29 protein-coding genes are annotated in these 26,139 nt (G+C 44.4%); 10 read left to right on the top strand and 19 right to left on the bottom strand.

Going from position 1 to position 26,139, the window contains the following annotated elements; translation table 11 throughout:
* Positions 1-350 precede the first annotated feature (350 nt).
* The 6 genes from FC51_RS08180 to FC51_RS08205 form a co-directional block, all read right to left on the bottom strand.
* Positions 351-1,877 carry an ABC transporter permease/substrate-binding protein gene (locus tag FC51_RS08180; RefSeq protein ID WP_057910658.1) on the bottom strand — a complete coding sequence of 509 codons (1,527 nt, stop codon included), beginning with the start codon at positions 1,875-1,877 and terminating at the stop codon, positions 351-353.
* Positions 1,877-2,815 carry an ATP-binding cassette domain-containing protein gene (locus tag FC51_RS08185; RefSeq protein ID WP_057911261.1) on the bottom strand — a complete coding sequence of 313 codons (939 nt, stop codon included), beginning with the start codon at positions 2,813-2,815 and terminating at the stop codon, positions 1,877-1,879. Before FC51_RS08185 ends, FC51_RS08180 begins: the two co-directional genes overlap by 1 nt.
* Positions 2,816-2,966: 151 nt before the next feature.
* Positions 2,967-3,737, bottom strand: coding sequence for a YibE/F family protein (locus FC51_RS08190; RefSeq protein WP_057910660.1), 771 nt, complete (start codon positions 3,735-3,737; stop codon positions 2,967-2,969).
* Positions 3,737-4,852, bottom strand: a complete 1,116-nt coding sequence (locus tag FC51_RS08195; protein ID WP_057911262.1) for a YibE/F family protein — start codon at positions 4,850-4,852, stop codon at positions 3,737-3,739. The genes FC51_RS08190 and FC51_RS08195 overlap by 1 nt, the downstream gene beginning before the upstream one ends.
* Positions 4,853-5,373: 521 nt before the next feature.
* Positions 5,374-5,808, bottom strand: coding sequence for a universal stress protein (locus FC51_RS08200; RefSeq protein ID WP_057910662.1), 435 nt, complete (start codon positions 5,806-5,808; stop codon positions 5,374-5,376).
* Positions 5,809-5,886: 78 nt separating this feature from the next.
* Positions 5,887-6,393 (bottom strand): acyl-CoA thioesterase, encoded by a 507-nt coding sequence (locus FC51_RS08205; protein WP_057910663.1) that lies wholly within the window; start codon positions 6,391-6,393, stop codon positions 5,887-5,889.
* Between the two features lie 216 nt (positions 6,394-6,609).
* Between FC51_RS08205 and FC51_RS08210 the strand changes: the two genes are divergently transcribed.
* On the top strand, positions 6,610-7,680 hold the full coding sequence (locus tag FC51_RS08210) for a 2,3-butanediol dehydrogenase (protein ID WP_057910664.1): 1,071 nt from the start codon (positions 6,610-6,612) through the stop codon (positions 7,678-7,680).
* A gap of 81 nt (positions 7,681-7,761) precedes the next feature.
* On the opposite strand, the gene FC51_RS08215 is transcribed toward FC51_RS08210, so the two are convergent.
* The 4 genes from FC51_RS08215 to FC51_RS08230 form a co-directional block, all read right to left on the bottom strand.
* Complete coding sequence (locus FC51_RS08215) at positions 7,762-8,091, bottom strand: AzlD domain-containing protein (protein ID WP_057910665.1); 330 nt, start codon at positions 8,089-8,091, stop codon at positions 7,762-7,764.
* Positions 8,078-8,785: an AzlC family ABC transporter permease gene (locus tag FC51_RS08220; RefSeq protein WP_057910666.1), complete on the bottom strand. Its 708-nt coding sequence runs from the start codon at positions 8,783-8,785 to the stop codon at positions 8,078-8,080. Before FC51_RS08220 ends, FC51_RS08215 begins: the two co-directional genes overlap by 14 nt.
* Positions 8,786-8,995: 210 nt before the next feature.
* Entirely contained in the window at positions 8,996-9,511 is a 516-nt protein-coding gene (locus FC51_RS08225; RefSeq protein ID WP_057910667.1) for an O-acetyl-ADP-ribose deacetylase, read from the bottom strand.
* 4 nt (positions 9,512-9,515) lie between these two features.
* Positions 9,516-10,844: a replication-associated recombination protein A gene (locus FC51_RS08230; protein ID WP_057910668.1), complete on the bottom strand. Its 1,329-nt coding sequence runs from the start codon at positions 10,842-10,844 to the stop codon at positions 9,516-9,518.
* A 265-nt stretch (positions 10,845-11,109) separates the two neighbouring features.
* Between FC51_RS08230 and FC51_RS08235 the strand changes: the two genes are divergently transcribed.
* Positions 11,110-11,325 (top strand): NfeD family protein, encoded by a 216-nt coding sequence (locus FC51_RS08235; protein ID WP_057910669.1) that lies wholly within the window; start codon positions 11,110-11,112, stop codon positions 11,323-11,325.
* Between the two features lie 73 nt (positions 11,326-11,398).
* Here FC51_RS08235 and FC51_RS08240 read toward each other — a convergent pair whose 3' ends face one another.
* Positions 11,399-12,334: a PPK2 family polyphosphate kinase gene (locus tag FC51_RS08240; RefSeq protein ID WP_057910670.1), complete on the bottom strand. Its 936-nt coding sequence runs from the start codon at positions 12,332-12,334 to the stop codon at positions 11,399-11,401.
* 149 nt (positions 12,335-12,483) lie between these two features.
* On the opposite strand from FC51_RS08240, the gene FC51_RS08245 reads away from it, so the two are divergent.
* Positions 12,484-14,496: a M13 family metallopeptidase gene (locus FC51_RS08245; protein WP_057910671.1), complete on the top strand. Its 2,013-nt coding sequence runs from the start codon at positions 12,484-12,486 to the stop codon at positions 14,494-14,496.
* Positions 14,497-14,914: 418 nt separating this feature from the next.
* Here FC51_RS08245 and FC51_RS12455 read toward each other — a convergent pair whose 3' ends face one another.
* Positions 14,915-15,076, bottom strand: coding sequence for a hypothetical protein (locus tag FC51_RS12455; protein ID WP_167547568.1), 162 nt, complete (start codon positions 15,074-15,076; stop codon positions 14,915-14,917).
* Between the two features lie 143 nt (positions 15,077-15,219).
* Here FC51_RS12455 and FC51_RS12460 point away from each other — a divergent pair, with 143 nt between their 5' ends.
* The 3 genes from FC51_RS12460 (at position 15,220) to FC51_RS08255 (ending at position 16,856) form a co-directional block, all read left to right on the top strand.
* Positions 15,220-15,390: a hypothetical protein gene (locus FC51_RS12460; protein ID WP_169790220.1), complete on the top strand. Its 171-nt coding sequence runs from the start codon at positions 15,220-15,222 to the stop codon at positions 15,388-15,390.
* An 82-nt stretch (positions 15,391-15,472) separates the two neighbouring features.
* Positions 15,473-16,267 carry a type I methionyl aminopeptidase gene (gene map / locus FC51_RS08250; RefSeq protein WP_057910672.1) on the top strand — a complete coding sequence of 265 codons (795 nt, stop codon included), beginning with the start codon at positions 15,473-15,475 and terminating at the stop codon, positions 16,265-16,267.
* An 88-nt stretch (positions 16,268-16,355) separates the two neighbouring features.
* Positions 16,356-16,856, top strand: a complete 501-nt coding sequence (locus FC51_RS08255; RefSeq protein ID WP_057910673.1) for a phosphatidylglycerophosphatase A family protein — start codon at positions 16,356-16,358, stop codon at positions 16,854-16,856.
* Here the strand turns inward: FC51_RS08255 and FC51_RS08260 are convergent.
* Positions 16,853-17,476: a DNA-3-methyladenine glycosylase gene (locus FC51_RS08260; RefSeq protein ID WP_057910674.1), complete on the bottom strand. Its 624-nt coding sequence runs from the start codon at positions 17,474-17,476 to the stop codon at positions 16,853-16,855. The two genes, FC51_RS08255 and FC51_RS08260, sit on opposite strands and share 4 nt — an antisense overlap.
* A 41-nt stretch (positions 17,477-17,517) precedes the next feature.
* On the opposite strand from FC51_RS08260, the gene FC51_RS08265 reads away from it, so the two are divergent.
* Positions 17,518-17,886: a DUF488 domain-containing protein gene (locus FC51_RS08265; RefSeq protein ID WP_057910675.1), complete on the top strand. Its 369-nt coding sequence runs from the start codon at positions 17,518-17,520 to the stop codon at positions 17,884-17,886.
* On the opposite strand, the gene pgmB is transcribed toward FC51_RS08265, so the two are convergent.
* Both pgmB and FC51_RS08275 read right to left on the bottom strand, forming a co-directional pair.
* A complete protein-coding gene (gene pgmB / locus FC51_RS08270) occupies positions 17,868-18,542 on the bottom strand; it encodes a beta-phosphoglucomutase (protein ID WP_057910676.1) in 675 nt (224 codons plus the stop codon). The genes FC51_RS08265 and pgmB overlap by 19 nt on opposite strands.
* A gap of 72 nt (positions 18,543-18,614) precedes the next feature.
* The gene (locus tag FC51_RS08275; protein WP_057910677.1) at positions 18,615-19,055 is read right to left on the bottom strand and encodes a VOC family protein; all 441 of its coding nucleotides are present in this window, start codon (positions 19,053-19,055) and stop codon (positions 18,615-18,617) included.
* Between the two features lie 179 nt (positions 19,056-19,234).
* Between FC51_RS08275 and FC51_RS08280 the strand changes: the two genes are divergently transcribed.
* Positions 19,235-19,801, top strand: coding sequence for a DUF2179 domain-containing protein (locus FC51_RS08280; RefSeq protein WP_057910678.1), 567 nt, complete (start codon positions 19,235-19,237; stop codon positions 19,799-19,801).
* On the opposite strand, the gene FC51_RS08285 is transcribed toward FC51_RS08280, so the two are convergent.
* Complete coding sequence (locus FC51_RS08285; protein ID WP_057910679.1) at positions 19,798-20,706, bottom strand: ribonuclease H family protein; 909 nt, start codon at positions 20,704-20,706, stop codon at positions 19,798-19,800. The genes FC51_RS08280 and FC51_RS08285 overlap by 4 nt on opposite strands.
* Positions 20,707-20,829: 123 nt before the next feature.
* Here FC51_RS08285 and FC51_RS08290 point away from each other — a divergent pair, with 123 nt between their 5' ends.
* Positions 20,830-21,327 (top strand): hypothetical protein, encoded by a 498-nt coding sequence (locus FC51_RS08290; protein ID WP_057910680.1) that lies wholly within the window; start codon positions 20,830-20,832, stop codon positions 21,325-21,327.
* A 111-nt stretch (positions 21,328-21,438) separates the two neighbouring features.
* Here FC51_RS08290 and FC51_RS08295 read toward each other — a convergent pair whose 3' ends face one another.
* The 3 genes from FC51_RS08295 to FC51_RS08305 are packed head-to-tail and all read right to left on the bottom strand — an operon-like array spanning position 21,439 to position 24,038.
* Entirely contained in the window at positions 21,439-22,293 is an 855-nt protein-coding gene (locus FC51_RS08295; RefSeq protein ID WP_057910681.1) for a lysophospholipid acyltransferase family protein, read from the bottom strand.
* Positions 22,290-23,240: a glycosyltransferase family 8 protein gene (locus FC51_RS08300; protein ID WP_057910682.1), complete on the bottom strand. Its 951-nt coding sequence runs from the start codon at positions 23,238-23,240 to the stop codon at positions 22,290-22,292. Before FC51_RS08300 ends, FC51_RS08295 begins: the two co-directional genes overlap by 4 nt.
* An 18-nt stretch (positions 23,241-23,258) precedes the next feature.
* The gene (locus tag FC51_RS08305; protein ID WP_057910683.1) at positions 23,259-24,038 is read right to left on the bottom strand and encodes a 1-acyl-sn-glycerol-3-phosphate acyltransferase; all 780 of its coding nucleotides are present in this window, start codon (positions 24,036-24,038) and stop codon (positions 23,259-23,261) included.
* A gap of 204 nt (positions 24,039-24,242) precedes the next feature.
* On the opposite strand from FC51_RS08305, the gene FC51_RS08310 reads away from it, so the two are divergent.
* The gene (locus FC51_RS08310; RefSeq protein ID WP_057910684.1) at positions 24,243-26,030 is read left to right on the top strand and encodes an ABC transporter ATP-binding protein; all 1,788 of its coding nucleotides are present in this window, start codon (positions 24,243-24,245) and stop codon (positions 26,028-26,030) included.
* Positions 26,031-26,139 lie beyond the last annotated feature (109 nt).

Raw genomic sequence — 26,139 nt, forward strand, 5'->3', positions numbered from 1 at the left:
CAGTTTCGACGCAACCCCAGCGTCAAAACCGATGATCACATTAATGCTCCGAAGCTAAACGGTTTGACTCACACTCTAAACGTGCTCCACGAACCAACTTTCTCCGCTTAATATAATCATCAGCTTCGCCGCAAGATCGCGCCGAAACTGATGATTACATTAATGCTCCGACGACCGCAAACGGAGTGCAGCGTCTAGTAGCTGAACGGTTCGTTGCGCACTCTAAACGTGTTCCTCAAACCAGCTTCGTCCGCTTAATCCGATCATCAGTTTCGACGCAACCCCAGCGTCAAAACTGATGATCACATTAATGCTCCGAAGCTAAGCGGTTTGACTCACACTCTCTTTTATTATTTATTCAACAACCCATGTTCCTCCAAATAATCCTTCGCAACATCAGCAGCGTTGCGGTGCTTAACCGTTACTTGATAGTTCATTTCCTGCATATCCGTTGTCGTGATCCTGTTGGCCAGTCGATCAAGCGAGCGGACCACTTTCGGGTGGGTGGTCGCAAACTTTTTGGTCATCAACGGAGCGCCTTGGTATGGTGGAAAGAAGCTTCTCGAATCCTTCAAAACAACCAAGTGATATTCACGAATCTGTGGATCAGTCGTGTAGGCGTCAGTCACGTCCACCCGGCCATCCGCCAGCGCGATGTACCTCAATGACGGCTCCATCGTTCGAACTGATTTAAGCTGAATATGATAGGCTTTCTGTAATCCTGGATAACCATCAGATTGCTGGTAGAAATCAGGATCAAAAGCACCCCGAAGCTGATTGCCCACCCGCCGCAGGTCAGCGATAGTTTTGAGATGATACTTTTGAGCGGTCGATCGCCGGACCGTAATCGCATAGCCATTTTGATAGGCCATCGGCTTCAAATAAGTCATTTGAAATTCATTATTCAACGCTTGCTTAGCATCCAAATAAGCCTTGTGGGGGTTCGAATTGATCTCCTTGGGTGTCTTAACGAGTGATTGTAAAACAGTTCCCGTGAACTCTGGATAAACATCAATCTGACCATTTTTGAGGGCCTTGAACAAAAAGCTGGTGCCGCCAAAGTTTGGCTTCAGCTGTACTTTGGTTCGTGGGTTGTCCTGCTCTATCAGGTCCTTATACATATTAATCAAGATTTCAGGCTCACCGCCCATTTTCCCGGCAACTGTGATGGTTTGGCTGGGTTGCGCCAGAATTGACCAGCCGATCGCCCCACCACCAAGAATCAGCAGTGATAAAGTGCCAAAGATCAGTTTTTTGAAAGAAACCTTGGAAAGGATTTTAATCAGCCAACTTGCCAGCAACGCTAAAATCGCTGATAATACGGCACCAATGATTAAGGCGTCATTATTATTGGTTTGAATTCCCAATAAAATATAGGTTCCCAGGCCACCACCTCCAATCAAGGCAGCTAACGTCGCAGTCCCAATGACCAAAACCGTTGCGATTCGGATTCCCGACAAAATCATCGGCATCGCCAGTGGCAACGCAATTCGAAAGAGCTTAAAGCGTCTGGTTACCCCAAGCGCATCGGCAGCTTCCAACAATACTGGATCAATATTGGTTAACCCGGCATAGGTATTTTGAAAAATCGGCATAATGGCATACAACACCAATGCAATAATTGCGGGGACCGTTCCGATACCCACAAATGGGATCAAAATTCCCAATACCGCCAAGCTGGGAATCGTTTGAATAACACCGGCAACCTGAGAAACCAACTCACCGATTTTTGGGCGATTAACGAGGGCAACAGCCAACGGAATCGCAATGACAATGGTGATTAAAATTGCAATTAAGGAAATTTCTACGTGTTGCCAGAGTGCTTGACCAATCGCCCCGGCATTTTTACTGGTGTAATTGATGACAGAATCAATCATCAGTCGACCCCCTTTCCTAAATCAGCAACAAAGGAGATCAGATCGCCTTGAGACAGCACCTGCCCGTCAACTTCCACCAACTGGCCAGGGATTCGTTCCAGCAACCCTGCCCACTCGTAGACGGTTTGGCTGTTTTGTAGCTTAATAACGGCATCACCATCGGCTTTCGGTCGTCCCAGGCCTGAATCAATCACCTGTTTTAATAGTCGGTGACCCGAAACATCTACGTCAAAGAAGCGTTTGACAAACGCGTCCGCTGGGTTGGCCATCATGTAATCCGGTTCACCCACCTGAAGCAAGACGCCGTTGTGAATGACGGCTAATCGGTCGGCCAACAGAAACGCTTCGTGCATATCATGGGTGACGAACACGATGGTGGTATCAATTTGTTTGTGTAAATTCAGAATAATTTTCTGGAGCTGTCTTCGAGAAACCGGGTCAAGCGCACTAAATGGCTCGTCCATCAACACCAATTTGGGACGTCCGGCTAATGCCCGAACAATCCCGACTCGCTGAGCTTCCCCACCCGAAAGCTCATTTGGCATCCGTGACAGAAATTGGTCGGGGTCCAAATTCACCTTGGTCATCAACTCAACAATTCGTTGATGCTTTTTCGCTGGATCCCAACCCAAATTATCAAGTTGAATCGAGGCGTTTTGCTCGATCGTCATGTTCGGGAACAAGGCTCCGGTCTGAAGCACGTAACCAATGTGTCTCCGTAGCTTTTGTAAATGGCTGTCGGCAACGTCTTGACCGTCAATCTTAACTGATCCGCTGGTTGGTACCACCAAGCGGTTGACTGTCTTAAGCAATGTCGTTTTACCGCTCCCAGAGGGACCAACCAACACAAAAAGCTCACCATCATGAATGGTGAGGTTAAGGTCTTTTAGTGCATCCTGGCCGTCAAATGTTTTTGTCACGTGAGAAAATTCAATCACCGTATTCACCTCATTTATATTACGCGTGTTAAGTATTAATATCTTAACACTTTAAACAATCATTAATATAAACTGTCTCTCGACGTAACAGTCAAGAAGAAATACTACCCCAAAATAGTTATTGTTTCCCCCTGGTAGCAAAGTCCTGTTGTCATTCCTTTAACTGGGTTTTATGAAGTCGTTTCAGCTTAAAGCTCATAATCCAAGTGGTAATTGGAATCGTGGTGACCACGCCAATTAGCGAAATCACAATGGCAATCAGCTCCGCGGCAAACACCTTGTCATTTAAAATTTCACCGAATGAGTAATTTAACCCGTAAAACCAAATGAATAGTGCCAGCGAACTGCCAAAGAAGCCGAAAAATAATGTGTTAACCGCCGTTCCGATGATTTGTTTACCAATAATCGTTCCGTCTAAGAACAACTGGGAACTGGTGATTTCTTTGTGCTGAGTAACAATTTCATCAAGTCCAGAGGAAATGGCAATCGCCGCTTCCGCAACCGCCCCAAGCGAACTTAAGATCGCGGTCGCAATCGCTACTTTAGTGAAGTTGATGCCGACGTATGTGGACAGGCCCTCGAGCTCTTCGCTGTCTTCCAAGCCAAAGCCCCCCACCTGGGCCCAATATTCGACTGGGATAATAATCACCACAATTAAAATCAGAATAATAACGGACGCTTGAAAGGCGGTTGTTGATGCGTTATCACTCGCACTGCTCCAAAAGATCGTGATCGAAAGAAGAATCACGCTGGAGACAATCGTCACGATAATCGGTGGTAAATGAAACGCGATCAAAACAATCGTGAAAAATAAAATGCCAAAATTGACGACCATACTGAGAAACGAGGTAACACCTTGTTTGCCACCGACAATAATCATCAAAATGAGCAAAACGATCCCTAATGCGGTAATTGAGCCCATCAGCGTTCATCTCCTTTGATCCAAAGCCCGGCAAACAGACTGGACAATATCACCGTCAACACAATCCCAATCCCACTGATCAGGCTGGAGGTCATCCCCAAAGACATATTCATTGAAAACGAGTAGTGCCAGGAGTTGCCATTTTTCAAATATAACAATGTCATCGGCAACGTTTCCGCCATGAAGATAAAGAACAAGACATTGATTAAAGGCCCCATGATTGATTTTCCAATTTGGCGGCCGGATTTAAAGATGTCCATCTTCGACAGCTGCGGTCGTTCCTGCTTCAAGGTCGCTAACGATGCGATGATGTCCGTAGCCTCATCCATAACGGCCCCAAGAACGCCAATCAGGACCTCTGCGATAAATAACGGCTTGGGCAGCTGCGTCACGTACTGCATCGACTCATAATAGACCCCGCGCTCATGGGTCACAGCGAACACCAGCAGCGTAATCAAAATGGTTGCGGCCGTCGCGCAAAGAACCGCCGATAGCGTGACTAACATTTTCTTGCTCCACCCCATGACCAACAGTAAGGTCACAAAACAAAAGACAACTGCCAGAATACTGAAAATCAAAATCACGGCCGACCCGTTATTGTTGTGATCAATTTTAACCGCGATCCAAAATAAAATTGTATTAATCACGATACTTGAAATCACGGTAACGCCCCGCAGCTTGAGAATTACAAATAACAAGCTGATCGCAATGGCGAACAAAAAGGCAATTGGTGCGTCACGCTTCATGTCCTTTACAGTTGCGTGCAGCTTGGGCTGAGTGTGAAGCGTAATAAATAATTTCTGGCCCCTTTTATACTCGTGATCCATGGCATGGGAATCAGAATATGAATTATTGATCGAAAACTTTTTACCGGCGTATGTCCCATTGGTGATTTGCCCATACAGTTTCTGCGAATGGTAATAATCAACGTTATGAAATTCGTCAGTCATTTTCACGGCCTTACCGTTTTCAACGCGGTTTACTTGAAAAATCGGTTGGCGGTATAACCCGTCGTTATGCTGACAGAAAAAGGCCGCCAGAAAACAGAAGGCGATCACCAAGATGATTTGAATCCAGGTCATTTTACTCGTTAATTTAGTATCCATAATGCACATCTTTTCAACTAATTTTAGAGTTATTGTACCATTTGACCGTGAAAATTTTGACAATTTTTTGGAAACGTTAGGAAAGTGAAAGTTTTTCGAGGAAGTATTTGTGAATATGATGATTGGATGCGGGCTTAGCGGTTTATTTTTTTATAAGTACTTCAGTCTCTATGGAGTAGACGACAAATAAGGGGCAAGTGACTCACACCCGGTTATGGGATTTGAGACGCTTGCTCCTTGTATATGCTGTGCCTGTTATTGTCTTTCAAAATGGTTTTGAGTTCACGCGTGTTTTTTTACCTAGCCGAAACGTGCGAACCAAGCCAGTTTCCTCCGCTTAGTCCAACAACGGGGTTCAACGCAAACCCAGCGTTAAACCCCGTTGTTGCCAGTTGTTTTTCTTTTACATAGAAAAAACGTGCTCCGACGCAACTGACACTACGATCTAAGACGCTTTGATTCAAATCCAAAATCAGGATTTAAATCAAAGCTCCCTTAGTTCTCCGTGTCAAACCGTTGCTCGTCGCACTCTACTTCTTATAATCCACCACCATCACATTAACCGTCGAATGTCTGACGACATATGCTGTTGTCGATCCTAAGATGGCCCTGGATATGCCGTTTACACCCGATTTTCCAATCACAATTAGCGATGCACCCATCTTTTCTGGTAGTTCCTTTGCAATTTGAATCTTGGGAACCCCAACTACGAAGTGGGTTTCGACCTTGGCGCCCTTTTTCTCCGCAATCTCTCTTGCATCATCTAAAATTTCCTCGCCACGTTCACGGAACGACTCCATAACATCCTGGCCCAGCGTGACCCCATACTGAACGTACCGTTGATCACTTGCCACCGAGACAATTTGCAACGTCGATCCAAACGTCTTTGCCAAATCAGCAGCTTCTTCGACCGCTCTCATCGCATTTTGACTACCATCAACCGGAACTAAAATTGTTTCAAACATATCCAACACCTCCATAATCTTCTATCTAAATTAATCTTACCATTCTGTGAAGTAATAAACATGAATCTAGTCTCAAATCTACTTCAAGTTCAGGTGCCCACGAATCACTTTATTGTTAGCCAACTCCGCATCACGCTGCTTCAAGCGCTCATCATAACTCGCCAACAGATACTGCTCCTCATCGTTTTCCGCGATCAACTTCGGGAAATGAATGTCGTTGAGATCATTCGTGACAATCAAGGTACAAAAGGCCATGAATGCAAGTTGGACTTCCTTGGTATGCGTATCGGTGGTTAAAAATTTTGTGAACACTTCCACCGCCCGTTTGTGACTACCCGTGACGTATGAAATACAGGTCAGAATTTCATTTGGCCTTGCCGGCGACAAAAACTGGACGTGATCATACCCCGCCGTCACAAACGACAAGTCCCCAGGCAAAAATTTTACACCAGCCAAGCCGGCATTCGCATCCAAAATACGTAATGTCTCACCGCCAAATTGAATTTGATTGTTATTTAGTTGTGCAGGAAAGACATAACTTTCATGAACTGCCCGCGTATCTGAACATTTAATTGCTTCGATCATGATCTCCTCCAACTCACGGATTTCTAGCCAAAATAATTGGTACTACACATACAATGATAACCTTTACATGCCCACCATGGCAATCTTTTTCACCACTTCTTTTGTTGTTTGTGAATGTAATATTAATTTATCGCATATAATATTGTAAGCGGTTTCTCCGGGGTGTAAACTAAAGGTGTTGATGGTAAGAAATTTTTCATTTTAGGAGGCTACATTATGAAAGCAGTTCGCATTTATGGTGAAAAAGATATTCGGGTTGAAGACGTTTCAATTCCAGAACCTAAAGATGATCAAGTTCAAATTAAAGTTAAATATTGTGGAATTTGTGGAAGTGACCTTCATGCCTACCTCGAAGGCTGGGGCCTGCCAACCGTTCCATATCCACTAACCGGCAAAACCGTTCCCATCACCTTAGGCCATGAGTTCTCAGGTGAAATTGTCAAAGTTGGAAAAGATGTCGATGACTTACAAGTTGGCGATCACGTGGCTGTTGAACCATTACTTGCCTGTGGAAAATGTGAAAACTGTCGGGCCGGAAACTACAACTTCTGTAACAAAGCAGTTTCAACTGATGGTGCCGGTAACTTCTTAGGCTTCTCAGAAGACGGTGGGATGGCTGAATTTGCCAACGTTCAAGGCGTATTTGCCCACAAGATGCCTGAAGACATGGACTTTGAATTAGGTGCTTTGGCAGAACCAACTGCTGTTGTTTACGAAGCCATTAAGAAGAGCCACTTACGTGAAGGTCAAAACGTTGCCGTGATGGGTGCCGGCCCAATCGGCTTATTGGAAGCTGTGTTAGCTAAAATTGCTGGCGCCAACCACGTTTATATCGTTGATGTTTCCAAGGTTCGTTTGGATAAGGCCAAGGAATTAGGTATTGAAAACGCTTTGGATCCAAGCAAAGACGACGTTGAAGCTATTATCAAGAAGGACTTGCCAAACGGCGTTGACATTACCTTCGAATGTGCGGGTGTTCAAGCAACCTTTGACTCCGCACTCAAGGTAACCAAACGAACAGGAATTATTCAAGTTGTTGCGCTGTACGCAAAGCCAGTAACCATGAACATGACTGATGACTTGATTATGCAGGGTAAGGACGTTATCACGACTCTGTGCTACAACAATTCATTCCCTAACGTTTTAGGAATCATCGACAACCACAAAGACCTGTTTAAGAAAGTTGTTACCAAGAAAGTCAGCTTAGACGATGCCCTCGAAGAAGGAATCAAGGCATTATCAACCGACAAATCACAAGTTAAGATTATGATTGATCCATCTCTTTAAATAATCATCATTCAGTCGAAAATATTTGAAATAACAAAAAAGTTGGCAGCTTGCCAACTTTTTTGCTTTCTTACAAACGATCTATCCCATTAATAACCTGATAACCCCAAGTGAAATGACACCAACGATCACAATCACTAACAGGTTTTTTGAAATCATTGCGGATGCAACAGTCGGAAGCGACGCCAAAAAATTGCCCCATTCGATTGATGGCAGATGCCCGATATGCTGGACAAAAATATTTTCAAACCACAGTGCCGACATAATCGCAATCGGAACAAAACTCAAAAATTCGATCACGCCTTTGGATAACTGGAACTTTTTCAAAACGACAAACGGTATAATCCTCGATAACCAGGTCACCACGCCAGTCCCAACAATCGTCAGCAGTACAAAATTAAAAGAAGGCATGTTTCATCACCACCCCAAAGCTGCAGGCTACCAACGTGACCAGCAAGATTAACAAGCTGCTCGGAATAAAGACCAGGCCAAAGTAGATCGCTACCAGAACAAAGCCGACCACGATTAGCTGTAGCTTGAACTGAATCGACTTGTCACTAATCAGTTGCAAATACAGCAGCCCAATAAACATTGCGACCAATGCAAAATCAAGCCCGAATTTTTCGGGATTGCTGATAAAGTTTCCCAGCACAGCACCGACTAAAGATGAGATAATCCAAGTCATGTAAGAAATAACGTTGGCCGTATTAAACCAAGGGAAGTTCAAATGATTTTCAGAATAGTTTAACTTATTCATCCCCAGGGCGAAGCTTTCGTCTGTCAGCAGGCTCCCCACCAAAATATTTTTCAGCATACTCTCGTGTTTGAAGTACGGTGACAGCGTCGTGCTCATCAAAATCATCCGGGAGTTGACCAGAAAGACTGAAAAGATGATCGACAGGATGGGACTGTGGGTGACCAGCATACTGACAATGACAAATTGCGCGGAACCGGCATATGTAATGATTGACATCAACGTTACTAACAGTGGACTTAACCCAGAAGCTTTGCCAACGATCCCAAACGCCAGCCCAATGCCGATGTATCCAAACACTGTTGGCAATGTATCCTTTGAAGCCGCGGAAACAGTTAGTTCTCCATTCATTGATTGATCACACCCCTTTCGTTACATGGACACGTAACTTTTTAGTATTAATAAAATTCTAATGGGGTTCTTATTTAAAGTCAATCAAAAATTAGAATATCAAATTCTTAGATCGGTGTTTTAAAAAGAGCCGGCACAAAACAAAATGTTTTGCCCCGGCTCTTTCTTGTCCAAATACTTAGTGCAACTGTGTGTCAAATAGTGGTTTTTCTATCCCGCATTCTCGTTTGATTTCTCATCTAATTCTCTTTTATAAGCAGCATAGGTTCCCGAATCAAAGCAGACCATTGTCACATCCAAGGGCGCATCAAAACTTTCAATCGCGTCAATTGCGATTTTGGCTGCTTGATCCAACGGGTAATCATAGACCCCCGTACTGATCGACGGAAATGCTACCGTTTGGCAATCATTCTCAACCGCCCGTTTCAAACTATTCACATATGAGTTTCGAAGAAGCTGTGGTTCGTTGTTCTTTCCGCCATGCCAAATAGGTCCCGGCGTATGAATGACAAATTTGGCTGGTAACTTAAACCCAGGGGTTACCTTCGCCTCACCTGTTGGACAGCCGTTTAATTTGCGGCACGCCTCGTCCAGCTCAGGACCGGCAGCACGATGAATCGCCCCATCAACACCGCCACCGCCGCTAAGGGCTGTATTTGCAGCATTGACGATTGCATCAACAGTCATCGTCGTAATGTCGCCTTTGATTAACTTAAATGTTGCCATGAGATCACTCTTTTCTGTGGGCGTTTTCCCACGCTTTAATTTGTGCCAATCGTTTCTTGAAACGGACCTCGTTTCCTTGATCAGTTGGCTCATAGTAAGTGTGACCAATCAATGAATCCGGCATGGTCTGCATCGTCGTCAACTTATCGGTCGATTCGTGGGCGTACTGGTATCCCTTACCATACCCAAGCTTTGACATCAACGACGTTGGCGCGTTTCGTAATTGCAGGGGAACCGGCTCATTGATCGAGTGTTTCACATCCTGCTCGGCTCCAAGCGTCGCCTTATAGACCGCATTTGACTTTGGCGCCAGCGATAAATAAATCGCACACTCAGTTAAATGAACATTACACTCCGGCATCCCCAAAAATTGGCAGGCCTCAAACACATTAATGGCGACGTTTAAGGCATTGGTGTCCGCCAGCCCAATATCTTCACTGGCAAAACGCACCATCCGGCGGGCGATGTACAGTGGATCTTCTCCGCCACTCAACATTCGCGTTAACCAGTATACAGCTGCATCCGGATCGCTGTTTCGCATCGACTTATGAAGTGCAGAAATAATGTTGTAATGTTCCTCACCGTGTTTGTCGTACAGAAAAGATTTGGTGTTCATCAACTGATGCAGATTGTCCGTGGAAACTTTAACCGTCCCGTCTTCTTTAGAACTGTTATTAACCGCCATTTCCAATGTGTTCAACGCGACTCGGGCATCCCCGTTGGCAAATTCGGCAATCTCTTGAACCGCATCATCGTCGATTTCAATCGTTTCTTTGGGAAAGGCAGCCGGATTGTTTAACGTTTGGTGAATCAGCTGAACAATGTCGTCAGTTTCCAATGGTTGCAGGACAAAAACCTTACATCTGGAGAGTAGAGCTGAGTTGATTTCAAACGAGGGGTTCTCGGTGGTTGCTCCTATCAATGTGATACTGCCCCGTTCAACAAACGGCAAAAAGGCATCCTGCTGGGCCTTGTTAAACCGGTGAATTTCATCGACAAACACAATTGTCTTTCCACCCATTTCACGGTTAGCTTCGGCGTCTTTCATGATGTCTCGAATTTCTTTAATTCCGCTGGTCACCGCGCTGAAAGTTACAAATTTAGCCTGGGTCTTCTTGGCAATAATCTCAGCCAAGGTTGTTTTACCAACTCCCGGTGGGCCCCAAAAGATAATCGACGGCAGCTGATCGCTTTCGATAATTTCGCGCAACACTTTGCCCTTACCGACAAGCTGGTGCTGGCCGACAAACTGGTCCAACGTTTGTGGGCGGACCCGACTGGCAAGCGGTTGATTTTCAGCTTGGTTTCCAGCAAATAGTGATTCTTGTTTCATGACGCACCTCCTGACAACCCGAAATGATATAACCATGTTAATTATACGAACATGTGTTCTATCGGTCAACTCCTACCTTCATTTTATCGCAACCCAATTTCATTTACATAATTTCGCAACTTATGTGGGAATAACTACCAGTTAGCAATATTGATACCAGCAGTGAGATGATAATGCAAAACTGAACCTCTTAAATAACAAATCGTTTATAATTAAGCTAAGTAAGTGGAAGTCCGTTTTGCCAGTTTCAGGGGAGATGGCGAACATGTCATATAATCATAATTTCTATCGGGAGCCGGCCTTTTGGCTGAGTATTTGTGCGGCAGCAGTTGGCTTGATGTCATTGTTTGCGGGTAATGCGACCATGTACAGCCCAATCTGGTGGCTGCAACTATTAATTGTGGTCATTGCGCTGATTGGCATTCTTTATTTCTTGTCGAAATATTCAAAAGATCAAAATGATCAAAATAAACGGTTATAACAAAACAGGAGAGTGAGAAAGGTCAATCCAGCCTTTTTGCAACTCTCCTGTTTTTTAATGATTGAGATCATATTTATGATTTGTGCTTTCCGGATTTCTTGTTATTTAAAACCGCATCATCATCCAATTCCTGCAAGGCTTCTTCCAACTTTGCCTTCTCAGAATCCGGTAAATCCGGATATTTTAGCGGCAGCTCTTTCATCCGCCGATCAATGATGTCGGATACACAGAGTCGCGAGTACCATTTGTCATCTGATGGGATAATATACCAAGGATTGGTCTTGTTGGCCGTATGCTCAATGGCGTCTTCGTATGCTTTTTGATAATCGTTAAAGTAACGGCGCTCCTTGATGTCGGCTGAAGAGAATTTCCAGTTGTGATCTGGTAATTCAATCCGCCGTTTGAACCGATCCTTTTGTTCGTCGGCTGACATGTGTAAGAAAAATTTCAAAACCATGAAACCATTTCGGGTTAAATAGTCTTCAAAGAAATTAATGTCTTTGAAGCGGCCATCAAAAAATTTGTTGTCAACCTGTTCGAGCTTGGTAATATTGCCAATGTTGGCGCTGACAATCATTTCCGGATGAACGCGGCTAATCAACACATCTTCGTAATAGGAACGGTTAAAAATCCCGATAATTCCACGTTCAGGAACGTGACGATGGACCCGCCACAAATAATCATGATTCAGCTCAATTGACGTTGGCGACTTGAAGCTGGTGACTTCAATTCCCTGTGGGTTAACACCACTCAAGATATGGCGAATCATGCTGTCCTTGCCTGAGCCGTCCATTCCTTGAAAGATCACCAAAACGCCAAAGTGGTTCTGCGCGTACAACTTCCCTTGTAAATCCTGGAGCGTTTGAATATTACTCTCAATTCTTGCTTTAATATCATCCTTGTTCAAATTTTCTACCGTAGCGGAAGTGGGGATTTTGCTAATTTTTAAATCCCGGTCCCCGTTGTATCGAAATGATTTTTCACGGTTAAAAATCTCTTTTTCGTCCAAAGTGAAGCCCCCTCAGGAATCATTTAAACAAATGTAACCATACGTTTAACGTCGAAAAATAGCTTGGAGAAAGTTGACATTCTCCACATTTATTTCTCATATTGAGTATACTAGATTACATAGAAATAGTTTCAAATAACGCTATTTAAATGTGTGCGGAAATCACATCACAATTCTACGAAGGAGGCTTTATTTTGAATATTTTTAAGGCAAATGCAGCAGATGGTGGTCAAGCAGACCAACCCACTGAAGATTCAATTGACAAGTCATTACTAAAAGACGATTTATATCAAGCCGTTAATGGTCGCTGGGAAAAGACCGCCGAGATTCCGGCTGATCATTCCTCGACTGGTGGCTTCATGGACCTCAACGACAATATTGATAAGCAATTAATGAGCGACCTCGATGACATCATTGAGGAAAAGAAACAATATGACGCCCCATTTTCAGAATTCTTGAAGCTCTATGCACTCGCTCGCAACTATAAGAAGCGTGATGCCGATGGTGCCGATCCACTCAAGCCCTATTTGGAAAAAATCGAGAATATCACCAATTTTGATGATTTAAACGAACAATTGCCTGAGTTGGTTAAAGCCGGCTATCCGCTACCGTTTGGCTTCTGGGTTGAACCGGATATGAAAAACACCCAGGTCAACGCATTGTTTGCGTCGGTTCCAGGCTTATTCTTACCAGACCGGACTTACTATGAGAACAACAATCCGGCATATCAACAACTGATGCCGGTCTTCACCAAAATGGCCAGTCAACTCTTGATTTTGGCTGATTACAGCAGCAGTGAAGCAGATGAGATTGTCGAATCCGCCAAGCGATTTGACGCCAAAATTGCCCCTAACGTGAAGTCAGCTGAAGAATCTGCCGACTACAGTAAAATGTACAACCCACAGAAGTTTGCCTACTTCTCAGAGTCCAGCTCTCACATTGACTTTATGAACCTGGCAGACGCGTTGTTTGGCCACGCGCCGGAGCAACTTATCGTGACCCAGCCGAAGTTCTACGAACGCTTTGATGGCCTGATTAACAGTGATACCTTCACCGACATGAAGAATTGGATGCTGGTCAACACGGTTCGCTCAGCTTCAAGCTACCTGTCAGAAGAGTTCCGTCAGACCGGTTCTGTATTTAGCCGAGCCCTTTCCGGCAAGAAGGAAGCAACACCCCAAAAGAAAGCTGCTTTCTACCTCGCTGAAGGTATCTTTGGCCAAACGATTGGGGACTATTACGCCAAGAAATACTTTGGTCCAAAAGCCAAGGCGGACGTTGAGCACATGGTCAAAAACATGATCAACGTGTATAAGAACCGCCTCAGCAACAACACTTGGCTGGGTAAGGAAACCAGAGAAAAAGCAATCTTGAAGCTGGATAAATTAGCCCTTCAAGTGGGCTATCCGGATCACATCGACCAACTGGAATACAAATTTAAGGTGACGCCCGAAAATGATGGCGGGACCCTGTTTGATAACATGTCCAAATTTGGGGAGATCACCATTGAAGATACGTTTGAGAAGCTGGGCAAACCAGTCGACCGGACGAAATGGGAAATGAGTGCGGCTACGGTAAACGCTTATTATGAACCATTTAAGAACATTATTGTCTTCCCAGCGGCAATCCTTCAGGCACCTTTCTATAGCTTGAAGCAGTCATCCAGCCAAAATTACGGTGGTATTGGTGCGGTTATCGCCCATGAAATTTCTCATGCATTTGATAATAATGGCTCGTTGTTTGATGAACTTGGAAACTTAAACAATTGGTGGACGAAAGAAGACCATGAGTACTTCTCCAAGCTTGCCGATAAGATGATTAAAGAATTTGACGGCATCCCATTTGCGGGCGGCAGGGTCAATGGCAAGCTGACGGTGTCGGAAAACATTGCGGATGCGGGTGGTCTGAGCTGTGCCAACGAAGCGGCCAAAAATGAGGAAGATTATAATTTGTATGACTTCTTCATCAATTGGGCCAAGGTATGGCGAATGAAGGCCACGGAACAGTACAAGCAGTTACTGCTAAATATAGATGTCCATGCCCCGGCAGAATTAAGGGCAAATGTCCAGGTCAAAAATCTGGATGATTTCTACAAAACTTTCGATGTCCAACCTGGTGACGGGATGTATATGGAACCGGGGGAAAGGGTGAAAATTTGGTAGAGAGTGCGACGAGCAACGGGTGATGCGGTTTCTAAGAGAACTTTGACTGAAACCCTGGTTCTGGGTTTTAGTCAAAGTTTTCTTAGAAGTTAGCATCAGTTGCGTCGGAGCACGTTTCCACAAAATAACAGTGAACCTTAACCACGATTTGGATTTTAATCAAAGTGGCTTAGATCGCAGTGCCAGTTGCGTCGAAGCTGTCCTCAACCGTATATCGGACAACAGTTTTGACGCTGAACTTGCGTCAAAGCGGGTTATCGGATTAAGCGGAAGAATCTGGCTTGTGAAGCACGTTTCCACAATCTATATATGAATCCACAACTCAAAAAATAACAGCCAACGATGAACTTGTTGCTTCATCATTGACTGTTATTTCTTCTCTGCCAAGGTTACCCAAGGCAATTTCTATATGTACCTATCACCGATCGCGATAATAGCCGATCAAGCTAATCAGTGCCTCCAAGAACATTCCGATTACCATCAGGTACATGACCACCATGTTCATCCCCATGTACAGCAAAATTCCCATCACCAGATACAACAGAACAAAGAACCAACGAAGCCAGATATTGCTAACCATTTCTATCCCTCCAATTTTTTCCTACGCTTCTAGTTTATATTGTTTCTAATCTGCAAACAAATTATTTGTAAAAATTGTGTTTTAATGTAAACTAATGACTATTAGGATATAATATATGTAAAGAGCATCGGAGAGGTGATACCATGAACTTAACAGAATATCTTCATTCCCAACTTACATTTTTGAATAACCAGATGAGTTCGGCTAAGAAAGATAAAGACGAAACCATGCAATACTTGGTTGATTCAAAGATTACCGAAGTTAAATTGATATTGGAAGCCCTCCAAAAGGGAATCATTGATGGGTTAAGTTAAAATGTGGCCAGTTGGCCATTTTTTATGTTTTAATTTATTTAGAAGCGTTTTAGATTTAATAACAAAAAAGGAAGTTAATTAATTGATAACATTAAAATCACCACGTGAAATTGAAAAAATGGCCGAATCAGGCGCCGTCCTTGCCGGTGTTCATAAGGAACTCCGCAAGATGATCAAGCCTGGGTTGGACACTTGGGACATTGAATTGTTTGCGCGTCGATACATCAAGGAACATAACGCCTACCCTTCAGAAATGGGCTTTGACGGTTACAAGTTTGCCACATGTATCTCCATCAACGATGAAGTTGCCCACGGAATTCCACGTAAGGGCTTGAAGCTGAAAAACGGTGACGTCCTTAAGGTTGATATGTGTGTGAACAAGGACGGCTTTGAAAGTGATTCTTGCTGGACCTATGCCGTCGGTGACGTGAGTCCTGAAATTCAAAAGTTAATGGAAGTTACCCGCAAAGGCTTGTACCTTGGCATTGACCAAGCCGTTATTGGCAATCGTCTTGGTGACATCGGAAACGCCATTCAGACTTACGTTGAAGATGAAAACCACATGGGCGATGTTCGTGAATTGATTGGCCATGGTATTCAACCATCCATTCATGAAGAACCAAACGTTCCTGCATACGGTGTCCCAGGTCAAGGCTTGCGGCTTAAAGAAGGCATGACCATCACCATCGAACCAATGGTGAACACCGGTACGTGGGAAATTGCCGATCGTTATGATAAAAAAGATGATTGGACATACTATGTTTCAGCAGATGGGACCCCATCTGCTCAGTATGAGCACACGCTGGCAATCACAAAAGACGGTCCAAAGATTCTAACATCTCAAGACCCAGACATTGATGCAAAATATCTATTGTAATTCAAAATACTTGTAAAACCATAAAAGCCTGGGGCAAAACATTGTTTTGGCCTGGGCTTTTTCTATCACGATCGAAAGGAAGGATTCCATGAATAATAAGAACTTTAAGTTTCCCGATACAGCTGCCTACGAATTTGTGATTAACGCTTTAAAGGACCGGGGCGTGACCTACGAAGACATTGCTGAAATGGCCTATAACCTGCAGAAAAAGTTTGTCCCAAACATCCAAATGGATGAGGTTAAAAAAGATACGATTGACGTTCTCCACAAACGAGAAGTGTTGAATAATGCCATGGTTGGTCTCGAACTGGACCGACTGGCAACTCAAGGGCTAATCAAGGAACCACTCGAAAGTATCATCATGAACGATTCGGGCGTCTTTGGTGTTGACGAAGGAATCGCCCTGAACATCGCCAACATCTACGGCACAATTGGCATTACCAATTATGGCTATATTGATCGAGAAAAAACCGGCGTGACAAAAAAATTGGATGAAGCCAAGGACGGCACATCCAATACATTTATTGATGATATTGTTGGCGCGATTGCCAGTGCGGTATCCGCAAAGATTGCCCACCGAAACAACTAATCCCACCCGTGAGTCGTTTCATCGACGTCACGTTTTCTAATTCCTGAAACATAGGGATTGCCCTTAACAAAATATCTCAGTGGCTTGGTCGCCCAAGTCCCCTGATTCGCAACCCCGATTCGATTTGATTCTTCAATTTGAGCCGGGATTTTTTTGTCGTTTTGGTGAATATCAAGCTGACTGTCACCAAAGATTTCCATATTCATTTTCTTATCGGCAATGCCAAAGGCTTCCATCAATTTGCCGGGGCCGTTGGTTAAATCTACGCCGTGCTTCTCACGATTTTTCATCATGATGTCAATACCAATTGTCGGTTCAATTGCCCGAATCAGAATCCCTTGTGGAACACCTTTTGGTTGGGCAGCGACATCCAAGAGGTATCGTCCGTGGATCGAATAGATGTACACTGTACCTGGAGGCCCATATAACGGCTCGTTGGATGGTGTTCGTCGCCCCTTAAATGCGTGGGCCGCCGAATCCTGTTGCCCCATATAGGCTTCGGTCTCAACAATCCAGCCACCTACCAGCCCCTCGGGCGATTCATATGTAAGCAGCATCCCCAGAAGTTTTTTGGAAATTTCATCTGTGCTGCCGCTGGAATAAAACGGGTCTTCTTTCAAAAGTGTCACGCCTTTCAAAATAAGTTAACGGAGGTTTTACGATGCAAATCAAATTGGAACGAATTTATGATAAACCCCAAGATTTATCAGGCTACCGAATCTTGGTCGATCGCTTGTGGCCACGGGGAATCTCAAAGGTTAATGCTAAATTGGACGAATGGGAGAAAGAAGTTGCCCCGTCCAAAGAGCTGCGCCAATGGTTCTCACACGATCCCCAAAAATTTTCCGAGTTCAAAACCAAGTATATTGCGGAATTGGATGCCAATCCAAAGACGGCTGAGTTTACTGCGTTAATCGCTGATAAGTTGAAAACGACTGACGTGATTTTCCTCTATGGTGCAAAGGACCGCGAAAACAATCAGGCGGTTGTGTTGAAGGATTACCTTACCAATCATTTAGGCCAAGCTTGACGAATATTGGCCAACGTCAAATCCTTGGTTGAGCTAAAATGAATGTCGGCCATTTTCAACACCTTAGGATCGCCAACCCCAATTGAAACGATGCCGGCCGCGTTAATCGATTCGACGCCGACAACCCCGTCGTCAATGCCGACACATTGATCAACTGATAAGCCGATCATCTCAGCTGCCTTCAAGAAAACGTCAGGGGCGGGCTTATTATGCTTAATTTGATTTAAGTCGACAATCAATGGAAAATAATCTTCCAGTTCTAATTTTTGAATTTCCTTTGGCGCGTTGGCAGATGCTGACGCGATGATCATCTTGTAGCCATTTTGCTTAAGTTCGGCTAAGAAATCGTGAATTCCGGGTAAAATATCATTGGGATTCATCACTTCGAGCATTTGTTGATAAATGGCGTTTTTCTTGTCGGCAAGGGCCTCTTTTTGTTGATCGGAATAGGCGTCTTCCAAGCCACCAGCGCTCAAAATTGCGTTAAGTGAATCAATTCGGTCCCGCCCTTTGATGGCCTCTTCGAGCTGGTCGCTCCACTGAACGCCGATGCTTTCGGCGACCTGGCGCCACGATTTACTATGATACAGCCATGAATCTGTGATGATCCCATTAAGGTCAAATAAAACGCCTTTAACGTTTGAAAATGTTGTCATCTCAATTCCCCCCTTTTTATGCAAAGAAGGCTGAAAACAACAATCTTGTTTTCAGCCCCAACTCACTTGGTATTATTTAACTGCGTTAAAAATCCAAGTGATCCCATACTTATCAACAATCTGTCCGTACTTATTACCGGAAGACTTCTTTTCAAAAGTTACAATCACTTTAACTTCTTCTGACTCGACAACTCGATCGTAAAGTTTCTGCAGGGCAGACGAAGCCTCCGAGTCGTGTAAATCCACTTCAATCATTAATGAAATCAGTGAGGAGACCACGGGCTTGCCTAGAAAACTATCCGCACAAAACACCTGCTTGCCAAGGATCTTGAAGCTGCCTTGCAAAGTAAGGTCGTCGAGATTAACATCCGCATTCAGCGACATGTCTTCTGCCTGTTTTTCATTTGGGGATTCCCGCTGAATATCGGTAATACCAAAAACGTCTTGGTAATAGGCCAAGGCTTCCTTTGTATTTTCGAATGTCAGATATGGAATTAAATTAATATTATTCATTAGGTCAGCAACCCTTACTTTTTAATATTATTCAGCATTTAGAATACCGTTAATTACAATAGTTGTCAATGTTAACAAACCGTTAATGCCTATTCTAATAGGAATGATATCGCTTTTTGGCCCCATCAATTTTAAAAGTGCTAAACTATAAATTAAATGAGTCTGGAGGAAATTAATTAATGAAACTTGCAATCACAATATTTCTATTAAATGCTTTATACATTGCGATCAATACCTTTAGAACCATGCTGGTTGTCAAGGGGCACCAATTCCTGGCACCACTGGTAGCGGTCGGAGAAGAGTTCATCTACGTGATGGCCCTGGCAATTGCATTACAACACATTGACAGTCCCCTCAACATCGCCGCATATGCCGTTGGTTTTGGCGTTGGGATTTACATCGGAATTATTATTGAAGATAAAATCGCCTTGGGGTATGTCAACTTTGAAGTAACCGTTCAAATCGACCCCACCAACCCGATTCATGCTCACAACGAAGAGTTGGCCGAAAAGCTGCGTGACCTTGGTTATGGGGTTACCGTCAGCCGAGCCGAGGGCCGTTCCGGTGCCCGGTTGGTCTTGAGTATCTTAGCCCCCAGAAAAGCAGACCGGCGCTTGATGGAACAAATCAAAGAGATTTCCCCTGACGCATTCATCATGGTTCAAGAACCGGTTCAATTATCCGGTGGCTTTTGGAGTAAGGAAGTTGACCGCCGATATCATGCGACTAATCGGATGCATCACTAGTCGTCATCCTCATCAAACAGGCCAAGTTGTTTAAGGCTATTTTCAATATCCCTGACAGAAGCGGCCGTTTTCGGCCCTGGCTTGGGTAGGTCAATTTTATGATCGGCCTTTTTGGGTTCTTTTTGCTGCTTGACCAGTTGTTGGATTGGCGGCAGCTTTTCGACTAATTGTGGCGTTTGAGCCTGGCTCGTACCCATTTTATCCATCGTCTTGTTGAGCAGTTCGTCGACAAAAACATTACCGGCATCGGCTGCGTGCCCTTTTGTCCAGTGATATTGAATTAATTGAAATTCACGGAGTTGTTGATCAACGGCTTGCCACAGCTCCTTATTTTGAAGCTTGCTGCCGTCACTCTTAGTCCAGCCACGATTCCGCCAGCCCTTCAGCCACCCCTTTTGAATGGCGTCTAAAACGTACCTGGAATCCATCACAACGTCGATTCGACTGTTTTGCAGGTGATTGTGTGCCAAGTACTTTAAAGCCTCTAAAAACGCCATTATTTCCATTCTGTTGTTGGTGGCCCCAAACTCGCCATCCGATTTGGCAAACTGACCATCTTTCGTCTGGACTAAAAATGCCCAGGCAGCTTTATCACTAGCCTTAATGTGCCCCCCACGGACATTGCCATGGTTTCTGGAGCCGCCATCGGTATAGACAATCGTCTCACCCGAAAAGCTGTCCGGTTTTGTTGGCTTTTTAGCCGGCCGTTTTTTGGTAGCGCGTTTCCGGGTTAGTTTTTGATCAGTTCCATGACCAACCTCACCGCCTAAATAGTCAACGGCTTCTTCACGCGTCTTGAAGCTTTTATATTGCGCACCTGAATAGCCCTTGACCAGCTTTTCAGTCTCGTCCCAAGTCGTAAAGATCCCGGTCTTTTTTCCTTTTTTGACTGCATAAAATTTCATTAAGTTCCGTTCTCCAGTTCAACATTTTTTCAGAAAAAATGTTAATAATTATTTATAATGTTTCTATCTACTTTGCAATTAGATAAATCTATGCGAAAATGTTAATAAAGGGGGCAACTGAATATGACCCAAACTAAAGCCACATTGATCTCGGTCGACGAAGCCAAAGCGCTTTTAAAAGACCAATCAGATCAAATAAACGAGCGCTTTCCCCGATTAAAAAAACAAGGTAAGTACATTTTACCTGATTATCGGTTAACAAGAAAACGTGAAGCTTTCAAAATTCGAAAGCATACATTTTTACAGCGCCATGCCCGTTCCTACGTTGCATTTGACTCGGAAAACGGTCAGACGCTTTGGATGCACAATTTTCCCAGTCTAACTGAGGCGTTGTTCTGGTTGGATACCGGTCTTAAACCCACCGATACTGACACCAACACTTCATACAAGTCTTGGAAGGAAATGCATGAAGATGACATCACTGCCCTCAAAGATATTTTGAAGGAACGCTCTAAAAAGCGCAAGGAAGCTCTTGCAGCTAAAAAAGCAGCGACGATGCCAAAGAAGAAGCCGGCTGCAGTTAATAAATCCAGTGTGGCCAAGAAAAAGAAAGCAAATTAATTCGAGAGTTGGCACCCAGTATTTGGGTCCCAATTTCAGCTTTACCACATTTAAAGGACTGGCACAGGCAAAACAGATGCGTTTTGCCTGACCAGCCCTTTTTAATATGCCCTAAATATAGTTCCCAGCAACGTCAGATTCGTCAAAGGCCTCGACAAACTTCTTGTGATAAGCAGCCTCATAGGCGGCAACTTTTTGCTGATAATCCTGTTCACGCATTTTGTCAGCGGCGTCTCGTTCTGATTTAATCGAAGGATCCGGGTAGATTGGCTGTAAGACATGAACCGTGTAATTAATACCATGGGGATCACCCTTGGTCGGTGCATCTGCCATCGAAACAAAGCAGGAAACCACCGGCACATTGAATTTCACAGCGTAATAGTAAGCACCGCGTTCAAGGGGCCGTGGCTTTCGGTAGTTGAACCACATCTCCCGTTCCGGATAAATCAGGATGGACTGCTGACGATCCAAGCTCTGCTTTAACAGCTTGATAAAGTTTTTGCCCATGTAATTAATGCTGTCGCTAATCGGAATGGTATCCGAATAGGTCATCAAAAAGCCCAGCAGACCAGGCATTTTTAGATTGGTCAATTCAACGACAATCGACAAATCAGGCAACTTAAGTGCCGAGCGGATGAGCAAACTGTCAATCGGACTAAAGTGATTAGCTGTTACAATTGCCGGCCATTTAACGTCTGCTAAATGAGCCTGCCCCTCCACCTGTAAATTGGGGCTGAGCATTCTGGCACCAATATTCATCATCGAACGGGCTTCAACGGCCCTTAGTCGGTAACGTCTGGTCTGGTGCAGCTTCAAAAAATCGGCTAAAACCGATTGCTGCTCAGCTAATGTCAACACCGGGTCGTTAATTTCAACTTTTTGATTTAATTTTCCTTGGCGAACATTTTCGGCAATATTACGGATGACTTTATCACGGTCACCAAGTTTTACTGGTGTGAAAGTCATAGGGCGATGTTGACTCCTTGCTTTGTTCGGGCCGCAAACGTATCTGGCTTGTTGGTTGTATCAACCGCCAACTGGATCAAATCAGCCTGGTTCTTTTGATCACGAGCTACTTCTTTGTCATCCATCGCTGCCAGTTCGTCGGTTAAGGCTTTGTAATACGCGGTATTTTTGGCGTACTTCCAGAAATATTCTTTACGTTGGCAGTCCTCATAGCGCCACGGCTTGGCAAACAAGTTGTAGTGAATCAGCCAAGGGGTCACATCCAAAGGCGTCGAGATTTGAATATTCCAAGACGGATTGAGGTAATAGATTCGTTTTCTGGCGATCGCATTCATGTAGTCCTGATCCGGTGCCAAGCTCTTGAAATGATATTGATTCAAGAGGTCCAAAAAGTGATCGGCAAAATGGCTCTCACGCATTGCCTTTAAGTTCATCAGCAAAACGCCAGAATTAATGTACTTTTGTGAATCGATGCCAATGGCTTTTTCAGCATAGGCCATCGTTTCCGGGTTATGACCGATAAAATGATCAGAAACCGCACCAACCAAGTTATCCCCAAGGTCCGTGTCGAATAATTTGCCAATGTCATTTAAAACTACGGTATCAGAATCTAAATAAATTGCTTTATCGAGCTTTGGAAATAGTTCGGCGATGAATAACCGGAAATAAATCGTATACGTAAAGTAATCACTGCGTAGCTTGTTTCCCTTGTCGGTGATTTCCTTTTTCAAACGATCGTTAATCGAAACAAAGCTGATTTGAACGTTATCACGCGCAAATTTTTTCAACTGGTCGCGATTTTCCTGATTCAAATCGTCACATAAAATAATAATGTCATAGTCCCGTGTTGTTGAAGCATTGGCCTCTAAGGATTCCAGTGCCACTGCCAAATAAGCGGCGTAATTATCGTCGACTGCAAAAAATGCCGGTACTGTTTGATTAGACATGAATCTTCCTCCTAGAATTTAGTCGTCTGTTTGTCGCTCATAGCGAATGTAAGCAACGTTACTTTCACGGCTTCGAAGCACCATCTGATCATAAACCTGATCATGGAGCTTTCGTTGCCGGGATTTGCGAGATAGTGCCATGTCTGGCATAAACGGGCCGTCAAAGTAGATAACCTGTTTCGGCCGCTTTAAAAGCCGGCTTTTTTGATATGTAATCGTCATCGTGTAGCTGGGAACGTTCTCTGCCACAGGATAGTGAAATGCTCCAACTGGAAATGGGCGAATATGGGTATAATAAGGCCAGACGTGTGCTTCAGGGTAGACGAAGACCCGTTGGTGCTGGTCCAGCCGTTTCTTCATGGCCCGTTGAAATTTCACCATTTGAGATAATTTGTCCGGCAAAATCAAGGCCCCACACATCGTCAAAAATCGACCGACAATTGGAATCCCCAAGTTGGCCGGTTCGGCAATTGGATAAGCGCGTCGGGGAACAGCGACCAGCATTGGCAACAGCGCATCCCCTAATGGCTGTGTGTGGTTCGCATAAACAAAAGCCCCCCGCCGACCTTGAGTGGCCAAGCAGTGCTTGTTTCGAAACGACGTGTGTAAATAAAAACGACAGTACAGAAAACTAAACGCCACAGCAAGTGCATAAATGACCGTTCCAATGCCTCGGTAGATAAGTGAGGTGTGCAGCCAAACGTGGTTGTCGGGGATCGTCGCATCCTGATGTTTAGTGAACACAACATCGTCATCAAAGGATCGATACCGATATGTTTTAGATGTGTGCTGCTTCATCAGGATGCCACCTCCTCATATTAAACGACTGATTTGGACAAGTCCATCTTAAAATAAATGGTGACATAATTTTATCATATCGACAGCTAAATAAAACCTTTTGAACGAATCATTGATTTCTTACACCAAATTAGTGTTAAAATGACGCTTGCTATGCTAGTTTAAAGAGTGAGTATATTAATCAATATTTTGGGGGATTCATCGATGCCAGATCATTCTAATAAACCACAAAAATTTAATTTAAAGACGTTTTTAACCCTCATTAACCGGATTCACCCACGATACTGGCAACTGATCGCAGGCTTTTTGCTTGGCGTATTGGCGACCGCCATGCAACTGGCCGTTCCAGGAATTGCCAAGGGGATCATCAATTCAATCGGACATCACATGAACACTACGTTAATTGTCGGCGTGGTCCTTTTATTCCTATTAAGTACAATTATCGGTGCCTGTTCCGGAACCGTCTTGGGCTTTTTCGGTGAAGACGTAGTTTATAAGCTGCGAAAAACGCTTTGGAACAAGATTCTAAAATTACCAGTTCATTATTTTGATGAGACCCAGTCCGGTCAAATCACCTCCAGATTAGTCAATGATTCGACTCAGGTCAAGGAACTGTTGGCAAATTCCGTTCCAAAGACTGCCACTTCAATCATTCAACTCGTTGGGGCGATGGTCTTGATGATGATTATGGACTGGCGGATGACGATTATTATGTTCATTGCCATCCCACTTGTCCTCGTCTGCCTGCTACCAATTGTCCGCCAGTCGCACAAAATTGCCCGGGCCCGTCAAGATGCCTTGGCAGACCTTAACGGAAAAGCCGGTGAAATGCTGGGTGAAGTCCGCCTAGTTAAATCCTCAACTGCCGAACCGCTTGAAAAGTCGGCTGGCGATCAACGCATGTTTCGCCTGTATCGGATTGGCCGTCGGGAAGCCATCTATGACTCAATCGCCGGTCCCGTCATGGGCATGGTGATGATGGCCATGGTACTGGGAATTTTGGCCTACGGTGCCATCCGGGTCCGTGAAGGTGCCATCGACATCGGGACCCTATTTTCATTTCTAATGTACTTGGTTCAACTGATCGGACCGTTCGCAATCCTCGGTCAATTTATGGCTGACGTCGCCAAAGCAAGTGGTTCGACCACCCGAATTCAAGCCTTGCTTCAAACACGCGAGGAAGATCAACAGTCTGGAAGCGATTTTGATATCAGCGGCCAAACGTTAAAAATGAGCCATGTCAGCTTTTCGTATGAAAAGGACAAACCAATCCTCCACGACGTTTCATTTACCGCTCCTGCCAATTCCGTGATCGCCTTTGCCGGTCCGTCGGGTGGCGGAAAATCAACTATCTTCAGTCTTTTAGAACGCTTTTATCAGCCGGACAGTGGCCATATTATGATTGGCGATACCGAAGTAGACGATATCAAGCTTGGAAGCTGGCGGAATCAAATTGGGTTGGTTGGCCAAGACGCCGCAATCATGTCCGGCACCATCCGTTATAATTTGACCTATGGGCTCGATAAAACCTTTCAAGACGAACAACTTTGGCATGTTTTAGATATGGCCTACGCAACCAAATTTGTCAAAGCCATGCCACACGGTCTCGACACTGAAGTGGGTGAACGCGGGATAAAAGTCTCCGGCGGGCAACGCCAACGCTTGGCTATTGCCAGAGCTTTCTTAAGAGATCCGAAGATTTTGATGCTTGATGAAGCCACTGCCAGCTTGGATTCCGAATCAGAAATGATGGTCCAACAAGCCCTCGACAAATTGATGGTGAACCGAACGACCTTAGTCATCGCCCACCGCCTCAGCACCATCACTGACGCGGATGAAATCTACTTCATCGAAAATGGTCGGGTCAGTGGTCACGGAACCCATAAACAGTTAGTCAAAAGTACGCCACTGTACCGAGAATACGTGGAAAACCAATTTTCAGAAGAAAAAACGCATCAGCCAATTCGGACGGAAAAGCAAGCAACGTCTTGAGAATGTGCTGGATGAAAAAGAGAGGCTGAGCTAAAAGTATCAACTTTTGGCTCAGCCTTTTTCTGGTGATTCCATATTATCTTGCCTAAACATGTTCCTCAAACCAGCT

The sequence above is a fragment of the Lentilactobacillus parabuchneri DSM 5707 = NBRC 107865 genome (assembly GCF_001435315.1).
Lineage (GTDB): Bacteria > Bacillota > Bacilli > Lactobacillales > Lactobacillaceae > Lentilactobacillus > Lentilactobacillus parabuchneri.